The organism is Moorena sp. SIO3I6 (genome assembly GCF_010672095.1).
The window spans coordinates 15,760-38,163 of record NZ_JAAHHU010000060.1; the positions used below are offsets into that span (position 1 = coordinate 15,760).

A 22,404-nucleotide genomic window follows, 5' to 3' on the forward strand; every position below is an offset into this window, starting at 1 on the left:
TTTCCAGTATATCCCTAAAGGTTAATCCTCCTAACCCATATGGGAAAGATGAAGGTATACCCAAGACCTATCCCTGAACCGATAAATGGTGTTACCAAAGGCCGAATCTTATCAAACTCAGTTTCTCGTGTCTAATACCTTGCCAATGACTCAAGAGCTATCTATACCAGTACCCCAATACTCTGACTCCAAAGTCAAACCTAACCGAGATTTGGCTTGGCGAATTGCTCCGACATTAATGCTTAGCTTCAAATATGCCTGGGCTGGGGTTCGCTATGCCTTTCTCACCCAACGTAACTTCCGCATCCATACAGTCATTGGCATTCTAGCCATTACCTTGGGCATTTTTTTACAAATACCCCTCGTAGAACTGGCTGTGATTGGACTAACCACTGGGCTAGTCATGGCTATGGAGATGTTAAATACAGCTATTGAATCGGTCGTAGATCTAACAGTTAAACAATCATACCATGAACTGGCTAAAATTGCTAAAGATTGTGCGGCTGGTGCAGTGCTGATCTCAGCGATAACTGCTATTTTTGTAGCCGGTTCCCTGCTACTGCCACCCTTAATCATTAGAATTGAGTCAGTTTTGGGCTAAACACCCGATTAGACTTAGGATGTGCGACTATTACGATGAAAGTATATGACTGGATTGTCGTTGGTGGTGGCATTACTGGAGCAGCACTCGGGTACGAATTGTCTCGCCAGGGTTTGAGTGTTCTGATTTTGGAGCAACATCCTACCCTAGAGGGAGCAACTCGCTATAGCTATGGTAGTCTTGGCTATTGGTCAGGAACATCAAAGTTAACTCGAGTGCTATGTCAGGAAGCTAGAGAAATTTATCAAACTTTATCTGAGGAATTAGAAACAGATACCCAGTTCCGGGAATTAGACTTATTGCTGACCATTGACCTCAACGATGACTATGAGCAATTGGCAGTAGATTATGCCCGTTGTGCTACTCCCCCAAGTTGGTTGAGTGTGGAGGACGCTTGTGCCCTCGAACCATTACTCAATCGAAATGCGATCGCAGGAGCTTTTACTGTCCGTCACGGGCATATCCATCCGGGAAAGACTACCCAAGGTTACCTGAACGCTTTCCGCCGTTTTGGGGGGGAAATCCAAATTGCCCGTGTGGTTGAACTGGTAAGGAGCTCAGATGCTATCAAGGCAGTCAAAACATTATCAGCAACTTACCACACGGCTAACACGGTTGTCTGTGCTGGTGGACTCAGTCGCACCTTACTGAAAGCTTCCGGAATTCCTGTATACTTGTATTTCACTCATGAGGAGATGATTGAAACTCCCAGAGTTGACATCCAGCTGCAGACAATGGTTATTCCAGCAAATACGAAACGGTTTCAACTGGAACAGCAAGCCAGTAATAAGTCAGTTGAACACTTGTGGGATAAGCCTGGTCATGAGGTAATACGACCCATTCTTGATGCAGGTGCAGTGCAGTTTTTAGATGGCAGTTTACGGATGGGTCAGCTGAGCCGTGTGCTGACAGACCCCTACGCGACTATAGCGCCAGAGAAAGGAGAATCGGAAATTCGTACTCAAGTGGGCAAAATTATACCAGCTCTTGAGAAATTACCAGGAACCTGGCATCATTGTTTAGTAGCATTCAGCAACACTGGTCTGCCAGTGGTTGGTTCCGTCAGTGGTGTGGAAGGAGTTTATATATTTTCTGGTTTTACTAACCCCCTGGTATGTGTGCCACCCCTAGCCAAGCGCTTTGCTAATTGGGTGGTTGGACAAGAGGAGGATGAAATAATAGCCGAGATGTCCCCCGCCAATTAACAAAGTATTGTGTTAAGTTAAGCTAGGTTAAACCTTTTTAAGAGTCTGTTGGTAATCGACCCATAGTATCATTCAAAGTGCCAATACAGTGGCTCCATCATCGCTCAAGCGCTTTGGTAGGGGCGACTCTGTCAAAGTTATGGAACATAGGTAGGGTCCAAGGTTGGATTAGACTGTACTAAGTTGGGTTAATGGTCACAGGCAGATACACATTTAACCTGCATAATAATTTAAGCAACGGATTTTGTGTTGACACCAGAGTAATCTTCACTGTCAAGGGTTAACGGTCAACAGTGAACAATCAGCAAGTTAAATGTTAATTAAGATAAAGAACGGTGGAAGCGACGGTGTACCCCTTAGCTGGTGAGGGAAGCTAAGGAATTAGCTCGTCCTAACCAGCGAGTTATGAGCCTAGACTAGTTATGAACCTACAGGTGATGGCAATCCCCTCCCCTCAACCCAATTGGCTGTAATAGGGGTCTTCTGCCAAGAACTAATGACAATACTGGAATTACAGTTAAGGGATTATGACAAAAACTCGCTCTAAGTGGCAGCTTGTGGTGGTAGGGATTTTGCTACTGCTGACTCTTCAGTATGTACTGTGGCGATCGCTGTTTACCCTCAATCTGGATACCGTGGTCAATGGCGTCTTTAGCTTGGGGTTATTACTAGCGGAAATACTGAGGCTAGCTGGTAGCACCATTCAGCTGTTTTTCTTGTCCCAGATAAAAGATAGAAGTCAGGAAGCTGATTGGGGTGAATTATCGGTTATTAGTGGTCGTTTTACCCCTTCTGTTGATATCCTGATTCCTACGTATAATGAACATCCCTCTATTCTACGGCGAACAATTATTGGTTGTCAAGCTTTAGACTATACAAGAAAAACGATCTATCTTCTGGATGATACTAGACGTCCTGAGATGAAAAGACTTGCAGCTGAGCTAGGCTGCGAGTATATTACGCGACCAAATAATCTTAATGCCAAAGCAGGTAATTTAAACAATGCCCTTCCTCAAACCTCTGGGGATTTAATTGCTGTATTTGATGCTGATTTTATTCCTACTAGGAACTTCCTCAAGCGGACTGTGGGTTTCTTTAAGGATAAGGAAGTCGCTCTAGTTCAGACTCCCCAAAGCTACTATAATCCGGATCCGGTTGCCTATAATTTAGGTTTAGAAAACATTCTGACGGCAGAAGAAGAATTATTTTATCGACACATTCAACCAATTCGGGATAGCGCAAATAGTATTGTGTGTTGTGGCACGTCTTTTGTGGTCAGGCGCAGCGCACTCTTAAGTATTGGTGGCTTTTTTACCGATTCCATCGCTGAAGATTACTATACTGGCGTTTGTTTATCGGCTCAAGGCTATAAGTTAATTTATCTTGATGAAAAATTAAGTGCTGGCTTGGCAGCAGAGAATATAGCAAGTCATGTATCTCAGCGGCTAAGATGGGCACAAGGTACCTTACAGGGACTTTTCCTAGAAGCAAATCCATTAAGAATTCCTGGACTTACTAATCTCCAAAGACTGGTTCATTTAGATGGGTTACTTTATTGGTTTACTAGCTGGTCACGAATTTATTTTCTAATTGTTCCCATAGCATATGCATTTTTCGGGATTATTCCCTTTAAAGCAACAGCTACTGAAGTCTTGTGTTTTTTAGTTCCTTTCTATTTGCTACAGTTTGCTGTATTCTCGTGGATAAACTGCCGCTCTCGCTCCGCTTTCATGTCAGATATTTATTCAGTAGTGTCATGTTTCCCCATTGGATTAACGGTGTTGCAGACAATGCTGAATCCTTTTTCGAGAGGATTTAAAGTAACCCCGAAAGGAATATCTCGGGAGAGTTTTAATTACAACTGGCAGTTAGCATCGCCGCTGATTATTGTATTCGTTGCTACAGCAATTAGTTTTGGGTTTAATCTGACCGAATTATTGATACCAGCCAGCAGTTTGCCATCCCAAGAAACAGCCCAACTTACCCAAGGCATCAGCTTAGCTTGGATTTGGAGTGGCTACAATCTCCTGGTGCTGAGTATCGCCTTACTAATCCTTCTGGATTCTCCTAATCCCAATACTGACGAATGGTTTGACTTACGTAAAGTGGTGCGAATAAATATAGGAGGTCAAACCTATTGGGGCATCACTAAGTGGATTTCTGAAGTAGGTGCTCAAATCAAGCTGACTGAGAAGCTATCTATCTCCCTTAAAGACAATATCAAAGTAAGTCTGAAAATAATGGGGGAGAACTTGCGACTACAAGGAAAGATTACTCACACAGACCTCACGAGTGAAAGCCCCACTTTCCAAATAGGATTTAATCAGCAGATGAGTTTACCCCAGACACGGTGTTTAATTGAAATGCTGTTTTGTGGTGTGGGTCAGTGGAAACGTTGTGATACCCCTGGAGAATTCAGCTTGCTGTGGCTTTTATTAAAAAGTTTGCTCCAGCCCAGATTTGTGTTTAACCGTAATCCAAACCTCAGCACAATTAGCTCCGCTGAGGTACCAAGCTCTACCCTTACCAAACTCAATGATGGGATTGCTGTGGTAGCACCAGCACCAAAGGCGATGGCAACTGTTGCTGATTTCCAAGAAGACAATAGCTCCCAACCTCTGCTCACACCTATTTCATTAGTGGCTCAGCCTAGGGTAAAAGCTCCTAGTGTTCCTCAAAGAGTCGGTGAAGAAGTGGCGATCAAGGTCGCAATACCAATGAATCCAGAACTAAACTCCCAGGTGGAGGCGAGCGCTCATTGGGAAGCCGAAGGTGAAACTGTTGTGATTAAAGTAGCGATACCCAATGAACTCATCGAGAACTAAATTGCCAGCTAAATGGGATTGACCTTGGCCTTTAGGCCATGCTACGCGAATGGTCACGCGGGGCGCGATGCTCGGTACGAGCCGCTACGCGATCGCTAATTAAAAAACGACTCAAGAGCAGCTATGCTAGCAAAAAAGTGCATTGAGCCAAAGGCGATCTAAAGGGATGACTCCTACCCATTTATTAATTTTTGCTGGTTCCGGTTTATTAGCAGGTATTCTTGCCGGATTTCTCGGCATTGGTGGCGGTGTAGTGCTCGTCCCCTTGTTAGTGGCATTAGGATATCAACCAGTTCAAGCGGCGGCTACCAGTAGTCTGTCGATTGTGATTACGGCTAGCTCTGGTACATTGCAAAACTGGCGGATGGGCTACTTTAATCTAAAAAGTGTAATTGGCATCGGATTTCCGGCTCTAATCACAGCACAAATTGGTGCCTATCTAGCCGACCTCTTCCCTCCTTACTTATTACTGGTAGCCTTTGGGATACTGCTACTGGTGACGATATATCTGATCCAACTACGCAAACAGCTTAAGTCTAGAGCGCAACAGGAATCTCAAAGAGCACCAAACAACAGACGTTCTTCAAACTCTCCCATCAAAGCTACTGTAGCCAGGATCGCGACAGGTGGTTTAGCTGGCTTATTAGCTGGTCTATTTGGTATTGGTGGGGGAACAATTATGGTTCCACTCCAAATGTTGCTCCTAGGAGAACCGATTAAAACTGCGATTCAGACAAGTCTAGGGGTAATCGTCATTACAGCAGTTTCAGCCTCTGCAGGACATGCCTTACAAGGAAATGTCTTATGGATTGAGGGACTGCTGCTGGGTATAGGAGGCTTTTTGGGAGCGCAAATTAGTACTCGCTTTCTGCCAAAGTTACCAGACCAACTGGTGAGCAATGGATTTCGCACGCTGTTATTTTCCCTATCAATTTATATGTTTTGGCAGGCATGGCAGAGTTACGGTGGTTGAGATTGTGTATCTACTTGATGAGATTTCGCCGTAGTGGTTGGGAATAGGGAACTTCCGATATCGGAACAGAACTATAAATACATATCAAGTAGGGACGTATGGCGTGCGCCCCTACAGGTTGAGTCACTCCCTAAGTCCTGTTATAGTTTCTTAATAATGAATAACGTTTGTGTCGTAACTCAGCTTTAGGTGAAACCGCCAGCCCAGATATATCGCCCCGGCTGGACTCGTTTCCAACCTTTAGATTCACATCCTTTAGTTAAGGTGTTACTAATGGATTTACGAGCTACATTTTTCTTCTTAGGATCCAAACCATTAGGATAAAGCACGTCCAAAACATCTGCAGCACTCATGATCTGTGGATAGTGTTCTCTTAACACAGAAGCCACTAGCTCATATAAGGTCATATACTTTAATTGGTCTAACTTAGGTAGCGGAGAAGGCCGACGAGCTTTGTTCTTGGCAGGTTTTCTCTGAGGTTTATTGGTAGAAACTAAATCGGGCAAATCTTGAAGAGAAAAGGTGTAGCAACCTGGAGAGTCAGGGACAGAGTGCCATAACCCCTGGCTCTCTCCTTTCAACAAGATGGATTTGACCAGAGAAGTTTTCGAGGCAATATCGTCTTTGCCCAACTCTCCAAACAGCTCCCTGATCAGGTAATCAACGTGGAGGATCGTACCCCTGTGAGTTTCCAGAAGTCGGTCAATGGCTTCTGTAATCCTCTGCTCCTGGTAATCGAGTTGTTGTTTGAGTGCTAATGTTGACTCATCTAATTCAGTTTCAGTGGAGAAGTCTGCGGGCAATTCAGGTAGTGGCGTGGTGAGGTAGTATTTCTCCTGCTGGTTGTGGTTGCGATTTCCAGGAGGCAGGAACTTGTTGGAGTTATTTTCTGGTAAAGCTAATGCATTGGTATTCAGCAAAGCTTTAGCATGGCTAAGCTGTTCTCTTGCAACTGTGGCAGCTTGTTCATGATACTCTACCATTTGTCGGTAGTAATCAACCAAATCTTCTAACATCTTGTGACTTTGCGATGGTAGCGATGGCTGTGATGGAACATAAGACATCTACTTTCTTCCCCCAGATTCGTTAGCGTGTTGATAGCGAAGACACTTTCTGGCTACTCCTTTGCAGCGATTTCCATACTTGGGACAACAGGTAGCATAAGTCTCCCTCTCTGCAGGCGTATTGCAGTAGTGGCAAATGAACTTGTAAACCCGTGTATGGATAGTACGCCTGTGGGCTCTTACTTTGTATTCTCGAACAAAAACTTGTTTACTGGGCATGATTGTTTATATACTTTACTCCTTAAACATTAGCAATGGGTTCCTGATAAGTGAAAGGAAGCGAATTAACACTGCTTGTGTGTTCTTTTTTGAACTCTCCCTCGCGTCAAGCACGGGGGATTCTACGCAGAAGGCGATGGCGGATGAAACTGGAAGCCTCAACCATAATCTTCGATTTGGTTGTAGGTACTTCACATAACTGCCATAGCAACGGGAGGAGGAGTAATACCTTTGACTCCAATTTGATCTAACATCCTCACACAATAACTGCCAGCTGTACAATAGGGAACTCCGGCCAGATTCCTCTGGAAAAACAGCAGCTGATTGTATCGATTCTGATTGACTCTCTGACCCAATGCTCACAACACTCCATCGCGGCTACTCACATCTGTCGATACCAAGTCATTTTCCCTAAGTAGAAGGTAATGGTCGATAAGCTAAATCCCAATCGGTGTCTAGTGATCTCCTATTCCATATCCAGTCTAGGTTTGACCTTAACCAGGGTGCCATTCTCCCGCTTGTTAATTGAATTGTGTGATCAACAATTGCCTGTTTGGTCTCCATCGCCTTTTCTTTCACCTCTTCTGGCACCTTCTCGCCAAATTTCCCTTAATTATTCCCTAAATTCTTTCAATATAGAATGTCTGGTTGCTCAAATCCCAGAGTATAGACTTTTTTTCCCTCCCTTTTGGTAATGGGTCATGAGTAATGGTCCTAGGATTACCGATTACCCCGAGCCAATGACCCGACAATCGAATGTGGCATCCCTTTTCAAGAAAGGGTATCAGAACCTGTGCCCAACCTCTGGCTGCCCCTTGCCTGTTCCCTCAGAGCACACAACCTCCTTCGCTTTCGCGTCCTACCGCGCACCGGAGCCGCGCTTCGCGTCTATGGGTCGCAAGCGGTTTATCAAAAAATGGCTAAGCTGTTAGGCATTAAAAATGCCTAACAGCTTACGATACTAGGATTCATATCCACGCTTAATGCTGATAGATTAATGCTTATTTTAAAGACTTTATTTTCGTCAATAACTCGTTTTTTATTATAGTTTTATTTTGCCGTTTTATCCATGTAATTCATCCTTCCTTTTCCTTGGTTTTTAAATAAACGCTCTAAATGGGTTTTAATTACTTGGTTAATTCCGTCGATCTTTTTGGTAGTTTTTTTTTCTTCTTTTTTGGGATATTGAAGTTTATTTTTGTCGAGTTTGATTACCAATTCTAAAGCTTCTTTGTGTTGATTAATTTCTTCTACAACTATTTTTCGTTCCTGTTCAGCCTCTGTTCTTGCTGCTTGAGTCTCTTCTCTTAACTTAAGTTGTTCGGTATCCTTATACAAGGGGGTAGGGTTAATCCCATATACCATTAGGATTTGAAGATTTTTTCTGGCGGTCATGAATTTTTTGCTAGCGGCTACTATGCCTCTACTTAGACAAAAAGAAGCTGTGGAAAAAATTATGGCTACAACAAAAGCAATAACCGGTATTAACTGATCTACTGCTCCGGATTCGTTGCTGACTAATACGGCTTGGAAATTCAAAAATATATCTCCTAAGAGCACCAGCCAAATTATAGATAATCCATTAGTTAATGGTAAAGGTATCTTAATTTTTTTGCTAATAATTCCAGACCCATCTACTATGGAGGTTATGGGTAAAGCACCTGTTACCAATAAACTGAGTAAATTCTTAGTCTCAATTCCAAATATTTTATCACCCTTTGACAGAGCAAGTCTTTCCCCAAACGAGTAATCTAATAGAGCAAACTGTCCAAAACTAGAAATGATTAAAAGTGCTAAAAATATCAAAATTATTAAGACTTGAAGTCTTTTTTCTCTGCGATACCAATCTTCAAGCTTTTCTCGATATTCCGGCTTTTCAATATAGTTTTCAGACTTGGTAGTTGCTGGTTCAAATTCAGTCATATCTCATCACATCAGTTGATTAAGTAGAGTAGTGTCTAGGTCTGGTTAGTTTACTCTTTTCCGGTGAAGCATTTGGAGCCTAGCGCTACGCGCAAGTCAGAAGTTAGAAGTCAGAAGTCAAAAGTAAGCTAGGACTAGGTTTCGGAGTTTAGAAATGTTAAACATCTGAATGCGTAGTGCTATAGCTTTGGTTTTACCTATAATTTGTCGTCCAAATCCCCAAACTCATACTAGTCCTAAACGTTATAATTTTTTTAAATCCTCCGGTATTTCGCAATAGGTATACTCTGAACTAGGAGTATATTTTTTGAGGTATTCTCCATCCAGTATTGACTCAAAATAATTATTAAGATGTATTCCGCCAATATCATCTATCTGGTTTAATTCTTTTTGAATTTCATGTTTAACAGTTTTTCCATCACGAAATGCATTACTGGCTTGAATGCTTCTCCTATCCTTTTGTCTTAATATTTCTTTTAAATTGGGATAATTTTTGAGTTTTAAATAATAAATTCCTTCAAATAAGTCCCAGGTGTAAACTTGAAGGTCAACATTGGGTTGAGCATCTTTGATTTCAAAGGGCAAAGAAACTATAAAAATAACACTTTTAATTTTAGGGTCACGAATTTGGAGATTTCTCTCCAGACTTAAATTTAAAACTTGTTGCTCATCTTCCCTAGACCATTTCCAAGCTAAGCAACTAGCTTTTTTATAAACCCATCCGTCGTTATGGTTATCAATACGTCTGATATAAAAACTTTTAGCTTGATGAGAAAATGTTAATAATGTTACAATCTTGGGAGTATATCTATGATTCAGTAAACTCTTGGTATCTGGAATTTCTTGTCTTGAGTTTACAGGAATTCTCAAGACAAGCTTTTGAGGTGAGCATTCTTGATTGCCAAAAATCTCGTTATAGATAGGCTCATTAGACTGCACACTTATACTTCGAGCTTCTTCAGTTTGAATGTGACAGGGACTAATTTGAGTGGTACAGGAGTGTAGCCCGATACTATTGAAGATAAGAGTGACAAGAATTCCTAGATAGCGGTGCGACCCCGGCGAGGTTCCTTCGCCATGGGAACGCGCACCAAGACATCGGAAGAGTTTATTCATGCAAAACTGTATCATGAAATGACTTGAAAGATGCTGTACGCTAGCACTTTCCAGTTGAGCGTTCATGCCTACAGGATTACCTAAGGAATCTTTTGCCGACCTGGGACGATCTATGATGGAAAGGATATGCGATCGCGTTAGATGCATCTCACTAATGATCTTCTAAGGTCACCGCAGACTTCCGGATTGTTGGCAAAATTAGCATTAAGTCGTTTTTCCAACTCCTCTAGTAGCCCTTCTAGCTCCTTAATTTATACTTCCGCTTCTGCCTTGCGATTCCAACCTGATTGGATCTCTGATTGACACTCCCCACGGCGCTTATGCCGGGGGATTCTTGGATCGTAGACCCGTCTTGCTCGACCAGGCCGGAGCCAGGAAGAGTAGAGGACAGATCTCCCCAAGCGTTTTGGAAGGTTCCGGTGTGCCCCACCGTACCCAAGGCTCTACTTAAGATATTTCGAGCGGCGTTGTGGTCTCGATCTAACTGACATCCACACTTGCAAACATGGGTTCTAGTTGATAACGATTTCTTGACCACTTCGCCACAGTTGGAACAATTCTGACTTGTATAAGCTGGATTCACTGCAACAGTTATCCGACCAAACTTTTTCCCAAAATATTCCAACCATTCCCGGAACTGATACCAACCTGCATCATTGATAGACTTGGCAAGACAGTGGTTTTTAACCAGGTTCTTAACCCTCAGATCTTCATAGGCGACCAGGTCGTTAGACCGGATTACGCAACTTGCCAGTCTCTTGGCATGTTCTTCACGTTGCCTACTTATTTTGAGGTGTGTCCTGCCTAGTCTATTAATGGCTTTCTTTCGGTTAGCAGAGCCTTTCTTTTTTCGAGAAACCCGACGCTGATAAAACCTTAAACGTTTCTCACCTTTTCGGTAAAATCTAGGATTAGGCTCGGAATGTCCATCAGAGTCTGTATAAAATTCTTTTAGTCCGACGTCTAGGCCAACAGTAAAACCAGTAGCTTCTAATTGCTCATAATTGTCTACTTTGACACAAAACTGGACATAGTACCCATCGGCTCTTTGAACAATCCGAACTCGCTTAATTAGCTTCTGGTCGAAACACCACAAGTCCCAGGTACCTTTGAGCTTGACTTGCCCAATGCCTTTCTTGTCGGTAAATTTTATGAACTTCTTATCTGGGGATAACTTCCATCCAGATTGCTTATACTCGACTGACCTAGAATGTTTCTTAAAGCGAGGATAACCCTTCTTCCCAGGGACTTGATTCTTGCAGTTATCAAAGAAACGTTTGATAGCACGTTCTACGTTCTCAACAGAGGCTTGACAAGCATGACTATTGAGGTCTTTAACAAACTTGAATTCATCTCTTAATTGAGTGTTATAGCGATAGAGTTCTTTCTTTCGGGTCCCACGATTGTCCATCCAGTACCGAAGTACCTTGTTGCGGACAAAACGAGCCGTTCTAATAGCTTCATTTATTGCTAACTTTTGAGGCTCTTTGATAACAGCCTTGAACTCCATAACCAACACTTAAAATCACCTCCTTGGTATTGATATCTTGCTTTCTATTATAGTCGATATTCTAGCACAAAAGTTCCTGGGTGGTTAGGGAATAAATTCCCTGCGGGCTAACCCCATGGTTTGAAGTTACCGTAAGGAGAGTGGAGCCTTAATCAATAAGTTTTAACCTTTTTATGCATAGCCTGCCAACCATAAAGGCTCCACTCTCCTAAGGTTTCGTCTCCGGGATAGAATCCAGGGGCTTGCGCCCTTAGATTTTTCGGTCAAAAATACCCTAGGTGCGCTTTCCGCATCTAATTATTAAATTCGCGCTTTGGTGCGAGCCTAGGGCGCGAGCAATACCTCGCGCCCTAGGCTCGCGTCTTTCGGCAAAGCCGACGCGGGGCGCGAACGGGCGCGCACCTCCAGCATTTGTGTCTGGGCAACCAGACTAGGATCATCTTGACTTCTAGCAAACTGCTCTACCAACTCGCTGCGACTGCTCTTCAACCTCTTGGCCAATTTGTCTAGTTTCTTAATGCTGCTTGGCGTTAGCATGTTTGTTGACTCGGATTTTATATTCTCCTTGTGTTGTCTGTGTGCTTCTCATTCCTTGGGCTCATCGCCTACACACCCAAGTTATATCAGAAGCTTATTTTAAGCATAGACACTTGATAACTTAATTAACATAATTACACCATGTATTGGAATTAAGTCTGTGGATTTAAGTCTGTAAGTAGCCCATCACTCGGTTCGATGAAAATGGGACTACAAAACTTTACCTAGAATACAACAAGCAATTAATAGGAGTGCATCAATGAGCTATAAAGACGAACTATTTCCTTGGCGCATCATCCGCCATCTGCCTAAATGCCAGCGAATCGTTGTTGCTCGCTTTCGCCGCCGCAATCAAGCAGAAGCCCATCTGCAAGCACTGCGCTGCTTAATACCAGATGCTCGCTTCACCCTCATGTTCGACATCACACTAGATGACATTGTCCCAGCTATCGCTATGACACAGCACTCATCTCAACCAAATCATCAATAAAACCAAATTCTTGGCTCTAATCACTGTTTTATTTCGCCGCATTAAAGCGCCTAGGAAGTTTGCCATCATTACTAAGCGCCAAATTGCCAGACTTAGGAGCATTCCTGAATCCTGGATTCTCAAAATCTAGTTTTGGTTTTATGTTCTGTTTTTCGATGGCCTAAAGGCCACGCTACGCGAACGCCGAGACACAGTAGAGCAATTGATGAGCAAGGGTTAAGCTGGTAAACTGGAAAAACGCACTACTAGCGAACAGCTACAGCAGTTGCAGCATGCCATCTAATGGGACTACAAAAATCTGCAACTTCAAAAAGCACCCCTAACCATCAGATGACATAAGGGCTACGGCCTAATGGGATTTTCGCGCTTTCGTGGATCTTGGCAAATTGACATCCTCCCCCCGCTAAATCTCGCGATTATAGCGGGGGATTCCTAAGACTCACGACTTAGGTTTCTGCTTCCTTCTCCCTTTGGGGGAGTTTTTCACACCAGCCTTCCGAGATTTACTCTCTTTCGCCGTAGGCGACGCTACGCGAACGGGTCTTACGGTCGCTCCACAGACTGACACGGCAAGCCCTGCCGCCAAAATATTAATTGATGCATTGATATCGCGATTAGCCCGAAGGGCTACGCTACGCGAACGTGGCGAGTATTGCAAGATGGACAATCCCATTCACGAATACTTAACGGCAAAGATTCGACGCGATTTAAGCATACAGAACACAATTTACTACTGGGGAACCATCTATCAATTGAGACAGCCTTGCGACCATACCATTGTGATTTATACTTGACCTGACGGATTATCTCTCCCCAGTTAGCATCACTGATAACCTGAGCTAGCTTGCGATTTTTGACCATATTTTTCACCGCCAAGTCCTCAAACACAATCAATTGGTTTTCTTTGACCAGTTGAGTAGTTAGCTTGTGAGTAAAATCTTTTCTAGCGTCCTTAATTTTTGCGTGTATTTTAGCTACCTTCAATCTGGCTTTGTAACAATTATTAGAACCTTTTTGTTTTCGTGACAAAGCTTTTTGATATTTGGCCAGTTTTTTCTTTAGTTTTTTAAAATGTTTGGGGTTACTGATCTTATCCCCGTTACTAGTTGTGATTAAACTAGTAATTCCCAAATCAAATCCAACCTGCTTATCTGTCGTGGGCAAAATCAAGTCTCTATGGTCGTTAAACCTGATTGAGATATGCCATCGATTAGATGGATCTAAGTTGACTGTAACGGTAGTTGGTTCACAGTTTATAGGCAGTTGACGACAAAGCGCGAATAGGTAAAGGTTCTTTGCATTTAGCAAGATAGATCTGACCATCTTTCCATTTAAATGCCGATTTTGTAAATTCTGCACTACCACCATTGCATTTTTTCTTGAAATTGGGATATTTAGCGCGACCTGCAAAGAAATTAGTAAAAGCAGTTTGAAGGTGTCTTAATCCCTGTTGAAGTGGAACACAACTGACTTCGTTCAGAAAAAATAACTCATCAAGTTTCTTCCATCCTGTCAACATGGAGGAAGTTTCTTTGTAACTGATTCGTTCTTGGCGTTCGTACCATCCTTTTGTTCTAGCGTCTAAGGCTTTGTTGTAAACCAACCTTACACAGCCTAGAGTTCTCCTCAACAGAGTCTCCTGTTCAGGTGTCGGATAGAAACGGTAACGGTAAGCTTTTTCAACCATACTCACATTTTAAAATATTCCGTGTGAGATGTCAAGTAGACGCAATTCCTCTCCCGCTAACCCTGCGGGTATAACGGGAGTCTCCTTGCTCTTAAAGATGAAATAGAACCGACCTCAGCCACTGTGAATCAAAAACTTATCCTGATCTGGTATCGCAACGATTTACGGATCCATGACCATGAGCCATTCTATCAAGCTGTCCAGGAAAAAGCTCAAATTATCCCCCTGTACTGCTTTGATGAGCGACAATTTGGTACTACCTCCTTTGGTTTCCCAAAAACCGGTGCATTTCGCGCTCAGTTTTTGCTCGAAAGTGTAGCGGACTTGCGGAATTCTTTGCGATCGCTTAACCCTGCCAATCTCAGGAAATCTGTTGGTAGTAATCTTGGTAGTAATTTAGTGGTGCGCCGGGGTTTACCCGAACAGATTATCCCATCTTTAGCAAAAGAACTAGGAATCTCAGCAGTTTACTATCACCGGGAAGTCACCTCAGAAGAGTTAGCCGTCGAATCCGCACTCAAAAAGGCGATTGCTCAAATTGGCGTAAAAGTCAAGTCGTTTTGGGGCACTACCCTATTCCACATCGATGAATTGCCCTTTGGTATTCCCCACATTCCCGAAGTATTTACCCAATTTCGCAAGCAGGTGGAGAAATCTTCCACAGTTTATCCCACCTTCCCCACTCCCAAAACTCTACCACCCTTACCTAAGGTAGATGTTGGTGAATTGCCTCAGTTAGCTGACTTGGGACTTGAACCACCAGTCCCTGATCAACGGGCAGTGTTAAAGTTCAAAGGTGGGGAAGCAGCTGGACTAGCCAGAGTAGATGACTATTTCTGGGAAAAAGACTGTCTTAAGCGTTACAAACAAACCCGAAATGGCATGTTGGGAGCAGATTACTCCTCCAAATTCTCCCCCTGGCTAGCTTTGGGTTGTCTATCGCCTCGTTATATCTATCAACAGGTTCAGGAGTACGAAATACAACGGGCTAAAAACGACTCTACCTATTGGTTAGTCTTTGAGTTACTGTGGCGCGACTATTTCCGATTTATCTGTGCCAAGCATGGTAATCGAGTCTTTCACCAATCGGGATTACAAGGGGTAAGCATACCGTGGAAGGTGGACTGGAAGAGATTTGACCTGTGGACCGAGGGAATGACTGGTTTTCCCCTAGTTGATGCCAATATGCGGGAATTAACAGCCACAGGCTTTATGTCCAATCGGGGTAGACAAAATGTTGCCAGTTTCCTGACCAAGAATCTGGGGATAAACTGGCAGATGGGAGCGGAGTGGTTTGAGTCGCTGTTGATTGATTATGATGTGTGTAGCAATTGGGGCAACTGGAACTACACAGCTGGGGTAGGCAATGATGCTCGGGGTTTTCGCTATTTTAATATTCAGAAACAATCCAAAGATTATGATCCCCAGGGACAATACGTAAAACATTGGCTACCAGAACTTACTTCTGTCCCTGCCAAGAAAGTCCATCAACCCTGGACATTATCATCGGATGAGCAAAAGCGCTATGGGCTAAGAATAGGGGTAGACTATCCTCAGCCTGTAGTGGATTTGTGGAAGTCAGTCCAACAAAATGAGAAGGTCTACAATGCTGCTCTTAGCCGTCGGTCTTAGGCGTTGGTACAGCATTCTATGGGCTTTTCTTTTCGATGAAGTATTTCCAGTTGAGTGTTGACAGTCAACAGTTAACCTTCAACACTCAATTAGCCAGCCATCAATTAGCCAGCCATCAATTAGCCAGCCATCAATTTTTCCCTTTCCCTGTTGATGTTGATCAAAACACAGATAGACAGAATTATATGGATAAAACTGTGCCATCTATCTGTGTTTAGCAATCCTGGTTGGATTCCTTTTTTCCCGTACTCAGTTCTCAGGTCACGGCAGTGGTAACTTAAGGGCAGGGTGAGATTCTGAAGGACGAATTCGGTATTTAACCAGATTGGCGAGATCTTGTAGTTGACCAATGGCTTCAGCACCTTCCAACTTCATCAGTTCTCGGTCATCGCGCATTTCAGTCCAAGTGATCCCGTAATCTGAAACCAAAAATCGAATCAGGTGATTGTCCCCCAAGCTAACCATAAACGATGCGCTATTCATCTGACCACCACAGGTGTAGCAGGACGCTAAATAGCCTTGGTTTTCTAGTACAATTGCCAACGCCTGGAGATTCATTACTAAATCTCTGACAAATTGACGGTGCTCCTCTGCAAGTCGTATAAACACGTCTGTTCTCCAAACACCACTCCTAGATTTTAGAGCTTATATTCTTTCTTAAAAATTTAATCTTCATCTTTCAAGATAAATCAGGATAAAATTGGGGGATTTTTTCTAAAAAATAGACTCTTGTAAATCTTTTCCTTAATCTCTTGCCTTGTTCTATCCCAAAATAAACCTGTCGGTCAAGGCAAATTGGCTCCCTTGTCACAATTTTCATGAGTCAAGGGATATACATTAGTAGTTTCTATATGTTTATGGAAATTCTTTAACTAACCTAACTACCGGTTGAAGTGCAACCGATAGTTACGTTTGATTAGCGAGCCTTAGATGTTAATTTACTTGCCACCAACCAAATCCAGGTCCTATAAATCTAACCGTTAGCCAGAAGACAATCATAAACACAATACCAGCCCAAGCTCCCCTAGTGGTCCATTTAACAAACTGCTCACCCTGACTTTTAGTTATCGGGAGCCATGGAAATATGTTGGCTTCTTTCCCGTAGTCTTCTCCCAGTGCTGCTTTACGGCGTTTTGCTTCACCCATAATCGTTTTTAATCACTCAGTGATAATCATAACCTATGCATTGAACAATGGTGGGCGTGAGCAGAGATGGTGTATAATTTCTTAACTTTAGGGGATGATCAGCATTGGCAACCTCAATAAATTTACTAAGTCGCCAACAGTATCATCACGGCTGCCCTTATCCCCCCGAAGATCGGGGGGCAGGTAAAAGGCAAAGGGATTAGGATAATTTCTTCAGCGTTTTATCAGTGTGGTGCCACCTTTTACCTTTTACCTTCAAATTACCTTCAAACCTGTACCTCTTCCAGCATCAATTTAGAACGCTTGAGTTCTTCTGAAAGGGGAACAGGGTAATGACCTGTGAAACAAGCAGAGCAGAAACTCTTGGAGTCTTTCCTTGTGGCTAGCATCATGCCCTCCCAACTCAGATAAGCGAGGGAATCCACACCAATATAATTGGCTATTTCTGCCACTGACTTGGTGGCGGCAATCAGTTGCTGTTGGTTATCCGTGTCTATTCCAAAGAAGCAAGGATGAGTGACTGGGGGCGAGGAGACTCGCATATGTATCTCAGCCACACCTGCATTACGCAAAGCTTTGATAAGTTTGCTGCTGGTGTTTCCTCGAACAATGGAGTCATCTACTAGTACCAGTCGTTTACCAACTAAGACATCTTTGAGGGGATTCAGTTTCATGCGGATGCCAGTTTCTCGCATACTCTGAGTGGGTTGGATAAAGGTACGACCTACATAGCGATTTTTAATCAGTCCCTCTCCATAAGGAATACCGGACTCTCGGGAAAAGCCGATAGCTGCAGGGACACCAGAATCGGGTACAGCAATCACCATGTCCGCATCTGGTGTTGACTCTCTTGCCAGCTGACGCCCCAGGCGTAACCGATAGCTAAACACAGTTTGATCATCCATTACGCTATCAGGGCGAGCAAAGTAAATCATCTCAAAGATGCAAACTTTGCGCTCTGGCTTTTGACTCCAGTGGAAGGAAGCAATGCCTTCGTCATTAATCCACACTAATTCTCCCGGTTCCACATCCCGCAGATACTCAGCACCGATAATGTCTAAACCACAGGTTTCTGATGCTAGGACATAGCCCCCAGAATTCTCACCTAAGGTGCCAATCACTAGAGGGCGAATGCCATTGGGGTCACGAACACCCATTATTCCAGCGGGTGTGCCAATCACTAAACTAAACGCTCCTTGGCAAGATTGAAAGGCACTCACTGCTGCTTCCAACCACCCTTTGCCATGGTTAACCTCTGTCGCGATCGCTAGGGCGATTAGTTCTGAATCCGTAGTGGTCATCAAGTTCGAGTTATGCTTTAGTAAATCATCACGTAATTGCATAGTGTTGACCAAGTTACCGTTATGAGCCAAAGCCAAAGGTCCTAAGGGAGTTTCCACCACGGCTGGTTGAGCATTAGCGATGTGGCTAGAGCCAGTGGTAGAGTAACGGTTATGACCAACTGCTATCTGACCAGGTAGCTGAGCCAAAATTTCTTCATTAAAGACCTGGGAGACTAGCCCCATATCCTTGTAGACATGCAGCTGCTTGTCATCAAAGGTAACAATCCCTGATGATTCCTGACCTCGGTGCTGTAGGGCAAATAGACCAAAGTAAGTCAGCTTAGCGACATCTTGCTCTGGTGCATAGATACCAAAGACTCCGCAAGCTTCCTCTGGCTTGTCCAAGTGCTGGGGATAGTCATCCTTGGACTGATCACAATATTGGTCAGAGGAAAGGGATTGGTTGGGCTTCATAACTATTATGGCTTGCTCCTAATTGCGGCATGAAGTCGGTGGAACCTAAATCCTCTGAGGATTGGTTCTGTATATTTAATTAAACTTAATGTTTCCTTAACGATATCACCTATAGGATATTATTGTGGTTCAATGTCGGCAATTGCTGGATATTCCTATGGCGGTTACTGCATTTTGCCCCCCGAAACCAAAGCTAAAACATAGCGCCTGCCTGACTTCGCACTGACGCGCTATAGTTACGAAATCCAAATCCCATTCCGGTTCCCTCAACCCAATACAAGGGGGTAGGACTTGGTGTTTTAAAGCCATTAGACACAAAGCAGTACCAATGGCTCCAGAAGCACCAAGAGTGTGACCAGTGGCTCCTTTGGTAGAACTGATTGCCACCCCTTGGGGAAATAGCTGCTGAATCAGCTGCGCTTCATTCTGGTCATTAAGTTTGGTTCCGGTACCGTGGGTATGGATATAATCAATATCTGTAGGAAATAGGTGGCTGCGGTCTAGACATTGTTTGATAGCTGCGATCGCACTCTGTCGATCTGGGTTAGGTGTACTGACATGATAAGCGTCCGAGGTCAAGCCAAACCCCAGTAATTTTCCATAGATAGGCGCTGCTCGACGATCAGCCAAATCCTCTGACTCCAATACCAATACAGAACCTCCCTCTGCCAACACCAAGCCTTGACGTTGCTTGTCAAAGGGGTAAGCACCAGTTTTTGCTAGAGCCCCCATTTTAGTAAATCCGGCTAGGGTTAGGGGAGTAATTGGTGCTTCTACAGCACCAGCAATGACTCGTTGGCATTGACCGGTTTGAATCAATTCAAATCCTTGAGCGATCGCCCAAATTCCTGTTGCACAAGCTGCCATTGGTGCTAGGACTGGCCCAAAGGAACCAATGTAATGGGCAGCAGCAATAGCTGGTTGATGGGGTAGAGTGTCTAACCAATGCTCTAGAGTTAAGATTTCATTTAAGCTATCGAATCCGGGATACTCTGGTTCGGTGTCGAGTTTCCCATGACTAGTCATCTGCTCCTGGGCTAGTTGCTCCCAAGCCGCCTGACAGCTACGACTGGAACCAATCACCACACCACAATCCTTTAGAGGGATGGTTAAGTTAGCATCTTCAACAGCATCTGCTACAACCTGGTAGGTCAGCTGTTCAATAGAAGCTGGTGTCTTACCAATCATAGCCAACGGTAGAGGTGATAAATTGGCAAAGGGTTGATACCAGCTAATAGCTGACTCACTGTTTAGCAAATGCTGCCAACTGGGTTTGAGGCGACCTAAAGCAGATACTAAACCAATCCCAGTAACGCATACCTGCACTGATTCATGTAAAGATAGTTTATCTTTATCTTAAGGTTTCTTCAGGTTTTCGATGCCTTGAGTGACCTTGACTGATTCAATGCGATCGCCTTGCTGAATTTTGTTTACCACATCCATACCTTTAGTGACTTTGCCAAATACAGCATAGTCCCCATCCAAGAAAGGCAGCTCTGCTAGGGCAAAGTAAAACTGTGAAGAGGCTGAGTCTGGCATTTGGGAACGAGCCATGGCCACAGCACCAGGAGTATGAGTCAACTCAGGATCACCAGGAATTCCGGCTGCCTTAAAGGTTTTGCTGTATATGGGTTGCTCTGCCCCCTTCGGCTTAATTTCTAATGGAATGTAGCGAGTTTCCTTCGTTTGTGGATCTATGAACCCCCCTGTGCCCAGAAGCTCTACTGGAAATTTTGGGTTTTTTCCTTGGGGATCACCACCTTGGACAACAAATGGTTGAGGTTCCTTTACCACTCGGTGAAACACTAGTCCGTCATAAACACCCTTTTGAACCAGATCCACAAAGTTGCCAGCTGTAATCGGGGCATTGGTGCCATCAACTTCAATAGTAATCGGGGAGCCTTTTACCCTCAGCTCAACAGTAGCTTCTTTGTCTAGTCGCGGTAAATTGCTGAATTGGGGATTGCTGCTGGTCTCAGAAGGAGTAGGGTTGTTTTCGGGAGTTGATGATTCCGTTGAGTTCGACGTTGAGCCACTGCATCCTGCTATTACCAGAGCTAACACTACTAACATCACAGATAGCCAGCGCCGGATATTCTTAATCATGCTTACTATAACTATATCTTTTTTTATTGGCAATTTACAAACCTTCCAGGGGAACTCCTAAGAAACGAGCCAGCTCTGCTCCCTGATTCTCTAATTCCAAAAGGGAGATGGGTTGACCAACACGAGTTAGAGGAACTTCCCGGCGATCCTTAGTGCGCACGTAGAGGACTCGGCGTGGATTTAGACCTTCTTTGATGTCTACTCGAATCGACTGGACATCTTCTGTACGGCAACTGAATTCGACTTCACGGTTTTTACCAGGAAACCCAGACCGCACTACTCTCACCATACCTGTTTCTTGGTTAAATTCATTGTAGCCTCCGCCGATATCCCAATAAATGGTTAGCCATAGGTAGAGAGATAGCAACAGTGCAGCAACACCATAGAACCCCATTGCTACCCCCTGAGGGATAAAAATTAGGTTGGTTGCATCTCCAATCGGGAGTAGATCCATCTTGAGATAACTCGAAAGCCCTGCCAGGAAAAATCCTATACCTCCTATAGATACAGCTCCTGCCACTAAATAGTTGCTCAAACGGCGAGAGCCAAGAACCGATTGTCGAAGTACCAGGTTTTCCAGTTGGTTGGTCGATGCTGCCATGAGAAGATGTGGTTGCCTCTAAGAAATCTGACTTGACAATAGTGCTGAGTCCGAGAGTATATCAGTTGATTTATGGATACTCCAGGGAGCTCATCTAGAACTTGTATCACATTTTTGACCAAGACAGGGAAATTATGTAACTTTTGACACCAAATCTAAAAAAAATCTGAGGAGTATGTGTAATTTTGTAAAATTTTTGGTATTTATTATTATTGTATGTAACGTTTGTAACCCCAGTCTCCTTATGGGAGAATCAAGTCAAGCGTTAAACTGTGTGATAGTTTAAGAAACATTAAGTCACCACAGCCTAACCTGATAGCCTGTGGCATCCCGTTAAAAGACAATCCTGTAAGAGGGAAGTGACTTAAAATCACTGAACTCTAAGGGAAATCCACCTCTAGAAGGGTGGGAGTGTCGCTAAAAAGACGTAAAAACGTCCCAATTTTGAATCCTTGCAAATCGTTATATGTATGAGGATTTGAATCTATGACAGTAGCAGTAGGACGCGCCCCCAGCACCAGAGGATGGTTTGATATCCTCGATGACTGGCTCAAGCGCGATCGCTTTGTATTCGTCGGCTGGTCCGGCATTCTGTTGTTCCCCTGTGCCTACATGGCTTTAGGGGGCTGGCTGACTGGCACCACCTTTGTAACCTCTTGGTACACCCACGGCTTAGCCTCTTCTTACCTAGAAGGTTGTAACTTCCTGACCGTAGCAGTATCCTCTCCTCCTAACAGTCTGGGACATTCCCTGCTGCTGTTGTGGGGACCAGAAGCTCAAGGAGATTTGACTCGCTGGTTCCAACTAGGAGGGTTGTGGAGCTTCGTGGCATTCCACGGAGCGTTTGGTCTGATTGGGTTCATGCTGCGGCAATTTGAAATTGCGCGTCTAGTAGGCATCAGACCCTACAACGCGATCGCATTCAGTGCGCCGATTGCAGTATTTGTCAGCGTGTTCCTGATGTACCCATTGGGACAGTCGAGCTGGTTCTTTGCTCCTAGCTTCGGAGTAG

The 22,404-nt window shown here is 43.9% G+C and carries 20 protein-coding genes and 2 pseudogenes; 9 read left to right on the forward strand and 13 right to left on the reverse strand.

All coding sequences use genetic code 11. From position 1 onward, the window contains the following. Positions 1 to 85 precede the first annotated feature (85 nt). From F6K49_RS18305 to F6K49_RS18320, 4 genes are all read left to right on the forward strand, one after another. A complete protein-coding gene (locus F6K49_RS18305; protein ID WP_293040561.1) occupies positions 86 to 601 on the forward strand; it encodes a diacylglycerol kinase family protein in 516 nt (171 codons plus the stop codon). 35 nt (positions 602 to 636) lie between these two features. Next, a complete protein-coding gene (locus tag F6K49_RS18310) occupies positions 637 to 1,806 on the forward strand; it encodes an FAD-binding oxidoreductase (protein ID WP_293098861.1) in 1,170 nt (389 codons plus the stop codon). Between the two features lie 527 nt (positions 1,807 to 2,333). Next, positions 2,334 to 4,631: a glycosyltransferase gene (locus F6K49_RS18315; RefSeq protein WP_293098864.1), complete on the forward strand. Its 2,298-nt coding sequence runs from the start codon at positions 2,334 to 2,336 to the stop codon at positions 4,629 to 4,631. A gap of 166 nt (positions 4,632 to 4,797) precedes the next feature. After that, positions 4,798 to 5,604, forward strand: coding sequence for a sulfite exporter TauE/SafE family protein (locus F6K49_RS18320; RefSeq protein ID WP_293040603.1), 807 nt, complete (start codon positions 4,798 to 4,800; stop codon positions 5,602 to 5,604). 185 nt (positions 5,605 to 5,789) lie between these two features. Here the strand turns inward: F6K49_RS18320 and F6K49_RS18325 are convergent, their stop codons facing one another. Both F6K49_RS18325 and F6K49_RS18330 read right to left on the reverse strand, forming a co-directional pair. After that, on the reverse strand, positions 5,790 to 6,668 hold the full coding sequence (locus tag F6K49_RS18325) for a hypothetical protein (protein WP_293024880.1): 879 nt from the start codon (positions 6,666 to 6,668) through the stop codon (positions 5,790 to 5,792). Positions 6,669 to 7,078: 410 nt separating this feature from the next. Continuing rightward, entirely contained in the window at positions 7,079 to 7,243 is a 165-nt protein-coding gene (locus tag F6K49_RS18330; protein WP_293071319.1) for a hypothetical protein, read from the reverse strand. A gap of 437 nt (positions 7,244 to 7,680) precedes the next feature. Between F6K49_RS18330 and F6K49_RS18335 the strand changes: the two genes are divergently transcribed. Further along, positions 7,681 to 7,836 carry a hypothetical protein gene (locus tag F6K49_RS18335; RefSeq protein ID WP_293098867.1) on the forward strand — a complete coding sequence of 52 codons (156 nt, stop codon included), beginning with the start codon at positions 7,681 to 7,683 and terminating at the stop codon, positions 7,834 to 7,836. 101 nt (positions 7,837 to 7,937) lie between these two features. Here F6K49_RS18335 and F6K49_RS18340 read toward each other — a convergent pair whose 3' ends face one another. The 4 genes from F6K49_RS18340 to F6K49_RS53445 all read right to left on the reverse strand — a co-directional run bounded on the left by F6K49_RS18340 (position 7,938) and on the right by F6K49_RS53445 (position 11,973). Next, the gene (locus F6K49_RS18340; protein ID WP_293098870.1) at positions 7,938 to 8,810 is read right to left on the reverse strand and encodes a hypothetical protein; all 873 of its coding nucleotides are present in this window, start codon (positions 8,808 to 8,810) and stop codon (positions 7,938 to 7,940) included. A gap of 243 nt (positions 8,811 to 9,053) precedes the next feature. After that, complete coding sequence (locus tag F6K49_RS18345; protein ID WP_293024887.1) at positions 9,054 to 9,749, reverse strand: hypothetical protein; 696 nt, start codon at positions 9,747 to 9,749, stop codon at positions 9,054 to 9,056. Between the two features lie 415 nt (positions 9,750 to 10,164). Then, entirely contained in the window at positions 10,165 to 11,445 is a 1,281-nt protein-coding gene (locus F6K49_RS18350) for a transposase (protein ID WP_293098874.1), read from the reverse strand. Between the two features lie 315 nt (positions 11,446 to 11,760). Next, positions 11,761 to 11,973, reverse strand: a complete 213-nt coding sequence (locus F6K49_RS53445; protein WP_365939900.1) for a ribbon-helix-helix protein, CopG family — start codon at positions 11,971 to 11,973, stop codon at positions 11,761 to 11,763. Positions 11,974 to 12,232: 259 nt separating this feature from the next. Between F6K49_RS53445 and F6K49_RS18355 the strand changes: the two genes are divergently transcribed. After that, entirely contained in the window at positions 12,233 to 12,463 is a 231-nt protein-coding gene (locus F6K49_RS18355) for a hypothetical protein (RefSeq protein ID WP_075897375.1), read from the forward strand. A gap of 439 nt (positions 12,464 to 12,902) precedes the next feature. On the opposite strand, the pseudogene F6K49_RS18360 reads toward F6K49_RS18355, so the two are convergent. Beyond that, positions 12,903 to 14,150, reverse strand: a pseudogene (locus tag F6K49_RS18360) (transposase). 123 nt (positions 14,151 to 14,273) lie between these two features. Between F6K49_RS18360 and F6K49_RS18365 the strand changes: the two are divergent. Beyond that, positions 14,274 to 15,782 (forward strand): DASH family cryptochrome, encoded by a 1,509-nt coding sequence (locus F6K49_RS18365; protein WP_293098878.1) that lies wholly within the window; start codon positions 14,274 to 14,276, stop codon positions 15,780 to 15,782. A 35-nt stretch (positions 15,783 to 15,817) separates the two neighbouring features. Then, complete coding sequence (locus tag F6K49_RS18370) at positions 15,818 to 16,000, forward strand: hypothetical protein (protein ID WP_293098881.1); 183 nt, start codon at positions 15,818 to 15,820, stop codon at positions 15,998 to 16,000. Between the two features lie 43 nt (positions 16,001 to 16,043). Here the strand turns inward: F6K49_RS18370 and F6K49_RS18375 are convergent, their stop codons facing one another. The 6 genes from F6K49_RS18375 to F6K49_RS18400 form a co-directional block, all read right to left on the reverse strand. Continuing rightward, positions 16,044 to 16,391 (reverse strand): DUF1815 family protein, encoded by a 348-nt coding sequence (locus F6K49_RS18375; RefSeq protein ID WP_293018116.1) that lies wholly within the window; start codon positions 16,389 to 16,391, stop codon positions 16,044 to 16,046. Positions 16,392 to 16,715: 324 nt separating this feature from the next. Further along, positions 16,716 to 16,928: a DUF2839 domain-containing protein gene (locus F6K49_RS18380; RefSeq protein WP_075897373.1), complete on the reverse strand. Its 213-nt coding sequence runs from the start codon at positions 16,926 to 16,928 to the stop codon at positions 16,716 to 16,718. Positions 16,929 to 17,194: 266 nt separating this feature from the next. After that, entirely contained in the window at positions 17,195 to 18,685 is a 1,491-nt protein-coding gene (gene purF / locus F6K49_RS18385) for an amidophosphoribosyltransferase (protein ID WP_293098884.1), read from the reverse strand. A 129-nt stretch (positions 18,686 to 18,814) separates the two neighbouring features. Further along, positions 18,815 to 20,011 carry a beta-ketoacyl-ACP synthase gene (locus F6K49_RS18390; protein ID WP_293098887.1) on the reverse strand — a complete coding sequence of 399 codons (1,197 nt, stop codon included), beginning with the start codon at positions 20,009 to 20,011 and terminating at the stop codon, positions 18,815 to 18,817. 30 nt (positions 20,012 to 20,041) lie between these two features. Beyond that, positions 20,042 to 20,791 carry a peptidylprolyl isomerase gene (locus F6K49_RS18395; protein WP_293098889.1) on the reverse strand — a complete coding sequence of 250 codons (750 nt, stop codon included), beginning with the start codon at positions 20,789 to 20,791 and terminating at the stop codon, positions 20,042 to 20,044. Positions 20,792 to 20,825: 34 nt separating this feature from the next. Then, complete coding sequence (locus F6K49_RS18400; protein WP_293098892.1) at positions 20,826 to 21,392, reverse strand: photosystem I assembly protein Ycf4; 567 nt, start codon at positions 21,390 to 21,392, stop codon at positions 20,826 to 20,828. 486 nt (positions 21,393 to 21,878) lie between these two features. Between F6K49_RS18400 and F6K49_RS18405 the strand changes: the two are divergent. Next, a pseudogene (locus F6K49_RS18405) lies at positions 21,879 to 22,404 on the forward strand (photosystem II D2 protein (photosystem q(a) protein)); the annotation flags it as partial.